This is a genomic window from Marinobacter antarcticus (assembly GCF_011049865.1).
Taxonomy (GTDB): Bacteria; Pseudomonadota; Gammaproteobacteria; order Pseudomonadales; family Oleiphilaceae; genus Marinobacter; species Marinobacter antarcticus_A.
This window is the reverse complement of the sequence record NZ_DRGY01000083.1, coordinates 1-5,220: the sequence shown is the minus strand read 5'-3', so window position 1 is coordinate 5,220 and position 5,220 is coordinate 1. Positions and strand designations below refer to the sequence as shown.

Sequence of the window (5,220 nt, the reverse complement as noted above, 5' to 3'; positions counted from 1 at the left end):
CATTCTCGATTTCTCGAGCGGCCATAACCTGTTCTAACCTGTTGAGGGATTTGATTCCGGCAAGCAAGGGGTTCACTGTCAGACAGTGGCGGTCATCTGGTTGAGGGAACCCGCACCAATCTTTTGGTCAGAACGCCCGAAGGTTGGATGACACCGCCGGTAAGAAGCCTTGCGGTCGCCGGAGTGCTGCGCCAATGGGTGTTGGAGAGACTCAGGGCAAAGGGGGAGGTGGTTGTCGAACGTGCGGTGAGTATTGAGGACATATCCGGGAACAGGTGCAAAGGTTTCTATTTGCTGAACAGCGTTATCGGTGTTGTTCTCGTGCGCAATTTTGCCGGGCAGGATTTGCCTGCAGATGACGGACTTGCGACAATCTTCAATCCTTTCGATTTGCTGGAATAATTCATTTGTTTAAGAAACTTCTGATTGCGGGTGTGTGTGCTGCCGTGCTGTTCGGCGCGGGCACAGGTTTGTGGGTTTGGCAAGGAGTGGGCTCTCTGTCAAAGCCCGTGGTTATGGCCGAACCCATGTTATTTGATGTGCCCGAAGGCACTGCTTTTAACGGCGTTGCCAGGCAGTTGGAAGCTGATGGTCTGATAAAAAAGGATTTGTGGGTGCGCGTGTACGGCCGGTTGTTTCCTGATCGGGCGAAAATCAAAGCTGGGGTTTATGAGTTCACGGATGGCATGAGCGCCGAAGCCATGCTTGATAAAATGGTTGCAGGAGACACCAAGCACTGGTCCGTGCAGTTTATTGAAGGCTGGACGTTCAGCGACATGCGCACTGCGCTTAATTCAAACCAGCGCATAGAGCATCTGACGGCAGACTGGTCAGACGAAAAGGTGATGGAAGCCGTTGGTGCAAAAGGCGAACATCCCGAAGGGCGTTTCTTTCCAGACACTTATCTGTTTACCAGCAGTGAGTCGGATATAGATATGCTCCGTCGAGCGTTTCAGCGAATGAAGACTGTTCTGGCTGACGAGTGGGAGAACAAAGAAGAGGGGCTGCCATACGATAATGCCTACGAAGCGCTAATTATGGCATCGATTGTCGAACGGGAGACCGGTGCACCCCAGGAGCGCGGTCAGGTGGCCGGGGTATTCGTGCGGCGCTTGCAAAAAGGCATGCGGCTGCAGACAGATCCGACCGTCATTTACGGTATGGGAGACAAATACAACGGCCGTATTGGCCGTCGTGATTTACGGGCTCAAACCCCCTATAACACCTATCGGATTAACGGTCTGCCACCTACGCCCATCGCCCTGCCGGGCCGTGAGGCCATTCACGCTTCCCTGCACCCGGATTCAGGCAAGTCGCTGTATTTTGTTGCTCGGGGCGACGGAACTCACAAGTTCTCCAATACATTGGCGGAACATCAAAAAGCGGTTCGGGCGTTTCAACTGAACCGCCGGGCGGATTACCGATCCTCACCCGCAGGCGAAGGTGACGAGCAATGACGGGTCGCGGCCGGTTTATTACCTTTGAGGGAACTGAAGGTGTGGGTAAATCCACCCAGATCTCGAATGCGGCAGTTACTCTGCAAGGGCTCGGTGTTGAGTGTGTTGTTACCCGTGAGCCTGGCGGTACCCCCATGGCTGAGGCTATCCGGGAGCTGCTTATCGCCCCGCGCGATGAGCCAGTGAACGATCTCACTGAGTTGCTGTTGATGTTTGCGGCTCGGGCACAACATCTGCATACGCTTATCCTCCCGGCGCTTGACCAGGGGCAATGGGTCTTGTGTGATCGCTTTACCGATGCCACGTTTGCTTATCAGGGAGGAGGGCGAGGCGTCCCCAGTGAACGAATTGCCTTACTGGAAAACCTGGTACAGGGCGACGTGCGTCCGGATCACGTCGTTTTACTGGACGCGCCCGTTGAAACGGGCATGACCCGGGCACGACAGCGGGGCCAGCTGGATCGTTTTGAGCAGGAAGCCGTTCCTTTTTTTCAACGCATTCGCAGCACCTATCTGGCTCGCGCAGCGGCCGAGCCCGACCGCTATAATATCGTGGATGCATCTGCTCAACTGGCGCAAGTAAATGCTCAAGTCAGCGAACTTATGTGCAACTTTCGATCAGATCTGCTTTAATTGATTTATATTCTCAATTAAAGGTTCCGGTTTTATTTATGCTGGATGCCCGATTACTCAAGCTTCCTACATCAGCCCACCAGCATTGCCATGAACATCACCAGATAGTGGTCGGTGTGGAAGGCGAGGCGGAGTTGAGTGTTGATGGCAGCGGCTCTCGTCTGGATACCTGGAAGGCGTGTCTCGTGCCGACAGAGGCGCGACATGATTACTGTGGTGATCTCCAGAATCATGTAATGGTTATCAATCTTGATCCGTCAAACCCCGCCATTTCAAAGCCGGGCCATGCCGATTATGAGCGGATGGTGCGGGTGTTCGAGAAGCCCCGTACTCTCCATATGGACAGCCGTTTGCAAGGACTGGTTCAGTTTGCCGCGGGGGAATTTGACCGGTCTCCTGGTAACTTGGTCATGCACAGTCATCTGGCCGCCAGTATTTTGTATTGCATGGCCGATCGAATTATTGACCGGTCATTGAGCACGCCAAACCGCCACAGTCTCAGTCCGGATGCGATACAACGTTATGTCAAGGCGAACCTTCATCGTAAGATTACCGTGCAGGATCTGGCAGGTGAGGCGTGTTTGAGTGTTAGTCGCTTTCATGAGGTGTTCCGGGAAGTGGTTGGCACCACGCCGCATCAGTTTCTTTTGCAGGCTCGTCTTGATCAGGCCATCAATTTATTGGCGTCGACGCCACTGTCAGTATCAGAAATCAGTTATCGGGTAGGATTCTCTTCGCAGAGCGCTTTGACGAATGCATTGCGCAAACACAAGGGAACGACACCTGCACGGCTGCAAGTCCGTGATAATGTTGCCTGATTTGATCTGAATTAACTCCAGTCTCGTAGGAATCCGTAAAAGAATCGTAGGATTTTGTAAGCCACGTATAAGTAGCAATACTAATCTAGTGCGTGTCAATTCCATCCGGACGATTCAGTGGCTCCCGCAGTCGCATATTGGCTATAATTAACTATAGTTAAGCGGGGGAGTGTGCGGGTTTTGCTCAGATTCGTAAGGATTTCAAGTAAACAAAAAGAACGACACAGCAAGCCGGCATGCGTGCCAGCTCTGTGCTTTGAGAGCGGATATAATCCGACTCATTAAACCGGAGGAGTTCCATGGCTATTGGTGTTTGGATCAGTCTATTTGTCTATTTTGCGGTGATGATTGGCATCGGCTTGTTTGCGATGCGCACATCTACCTCTTCATCCGAAGATTACATGCTTGGTGGCAGGGGCCTCAGTCCAAAGGTAGCGGCATTGTCTGCTGGCGCCTCCGATATGAGCGGATGGTTGCTTCTGGGACTTCCCGGGGCGATGTATGTGTCAGGTCTTGCGTCAGCGTGGATCGGCATCGGTCTGTTTGTGGGTGCGTTCGTTAACTGGGTAATTGTTGCGCCCAGGCTGCGTGCACAAACCGTTCATTACGGTAACGCGCTGACTATTCCAGCCTTTCTGGCCAACCGTTTTCCCACTCAGGCATTGCCACTAAGAACCGTGGCTGCGGTCGTTATTGTTGTGTTCTTCTCAGTCTATACAGCTTCAGGCCTGGTAGCAGGTGGCAAACTGTTTGAAAGTGCATTCGCCGGAATTTTCAGCTTCGGTGGTTTGGGTGACTACGGCGTGGGTATCGTCATAACGCTGGGTGTTGTACTTGCCTACACAGTGGTTGGCGGGTTCCTGGCTGTGAGTATGACCGACTTTGTTCAGGGCTGCATCATGATGGTCGCGCTCGTTCTTATGCCGGCTGTTGTCCTCTGGGGCGAAGGCGGTGGCGGTTTTTCCCAAGCGACAGCAACATTGAATGAGGTGGATCCCAACCTGCTATCCTGGACCGAAGGACTTACCTTTATAGGTTGGCTCTCAGCAGTGACGTGGGGCTTGGGCTACTTTGGTCAGCCGCATATCATTGTTCGCTTCATGGCAATCCGTTCGGTAAAAGAAGTTCCGACTGCCCGTAACATCGGTATGTCCTGGATGGCTATTTCCCTGATTGGCGCGATTGGTCTGGGTATTTTCGGCCGTGCTTACGCAGTGCGTAATGGCATTCAAATTGACGATCCCGAAACCATCTTTATCGTTCTCGCAGACTTGCTGTTCCATCCGCTGATTACAGGCTTCCTGTATGCAGCCCTGTTGGCCGCGGTAATGAGCACTATTTCCAGCCAGCTTCTGGTGGCGTCTTCGTCCCTCACCGAGGACTTTTACCGATTGTTCCTGCGCAAAGATGCAGGTGATCGCGAGTGCGTAAACGTTGGACGTGTATGCGTAGTGCTTGTTGGGCTTGTCGCCGCAGTCATCGCCTCTGACCCTACCTCAAACGTTCTGGGTCTGGTCGGTCACGCATGGGCAGGTTTTGGTTCGGCGTTTGGTCCTCTGATCATTCTCGCACTTATGTGGCCGCGCACGAACGGTGCTGGTGCTCTGGCGGGTATGGTTGTTGGTGCCGTTATCGCAATGGTCTGGGTATCCCTGGGCTGGAACTCCGAGTTCATGGGTGGCCCGGGCGTTTACGAGATTATCCCTGGCTTCGTAGCATCCTTCATTGCAATTGTAGTGGTGAGCCTTGCCACATCCGATGCAAACGAGTATCAGGCCGTCGGACATGCCGAATAACAGAGCGTAAGTCGCTCCAAGTCGAAAAGGGCTTCCGAGGGAGCCCTTTTTTTGGTGCGCCAGGCATGGCGCGCAGCGCCTTGACGGCGCTATTCCCTGAGCTGTGGTGGCAATGGGATGACTTGGCGGTGGAAGTCCGCTACCGACCCGGCAAGGGGAACGGTTAGCCGAACGGCAAGGGTGTCCACCGCGAGGTGGAATCTGAAGGAAGCCTCGGCTGACTTCTGAGTATCCATCCCCACGTCTCACGACGTGAGTAGCACAGTGGCAGACACTCAGATCTCCCAGGGTAAGACACGCGACCTTCACACCTATACCTGCCGCATCTACGACGCTACCTGCTGTGCAAGTATTGGGCGTTGACGATATTGGCCGTCTTACCCGATAGCACCGCCTCGTATGCGATTTCTGTTCGTCAGGTCTGTGCTTTGCCTTCGGCTTCCTTCAGATTCCACCTCGCGGTGGACACCCTTGCCGTTCGGCTAACCGTTCCCCTTGCCGGGTCGGTAGCGGACTT

General features: G+C 53.7%; 5 protein-coding genes. All 5 read left to right on the top strand.

Going from position 1 to position 5,220, the window contains the following annotated elements:
* The first annotated feature begins 123 nt into the window (after positions 1–123).
* The 5 genes from ENI00_RS10730 (at position 124) to putP (ending at position 4,703) form a co-directional block, all read left to right on the top strand.
* Entirely contained in the window at positions 124–402 is a 279-nt protein-coding gene (locus tag ENI00_RS10730; RefSeq protein WP_304101874.1) for an aminotransferase class IV, read from the top strand.
* Between the two features lie 5 nt (positions 403–407).
* Positions 408–1,457 (top strand): endolytic transglycosylase MltG, encoded by a 1,050-nt coding sequence (mltG, locus tag ENI00_RS10725; protein ID WP_304101873.1) that lies wholly within the window; start codon positions 408–410, stop codon positions 1,455–1,457.
* Positions 1,454–2,089 carry a dTMP kinase gene (gene tmk, locus ENI00_RS10720; RefSeq protein WP_304101871.1) on the top strand — a complete coding sequence of 212 codons (636 nt, stop codon included), beginning with the start codon at positions 1,454–1,456 and terminating at the stop codon, positions 2,087–2,089. The genes mltG and tmk overlap by 4 nt, the downstream gene beginning before the upstream one ends.
* Positions 2,090–2,127: 38 nt before the next feature.
* Entirely contained in the window at positions 2,128–2,907 is a 780-nt protein-coding gene (locus ENI00_RS10715) for an AraC family transcriptional regulator (RefSeq protein WP_304101869.1), read from the top strand.
* A 299-nt stretch (positions 2,908–3,206) separates the two neighbouring features.
* Positions 3,207–4,703 (top strand): sodium/proline symporter PutP, encoded by a 1,497-nt coding sequence (putP, locus tag ENI00_RS10710; RefSeq protein ID WP_304101867.1) that lies wholly within the window; start codon positions 3,207–3,209, stop codon positions 4,701–4,703.
* The last annotated feature ends 517 nt before the right edge of the window (positions 4,704–5,220 follow it).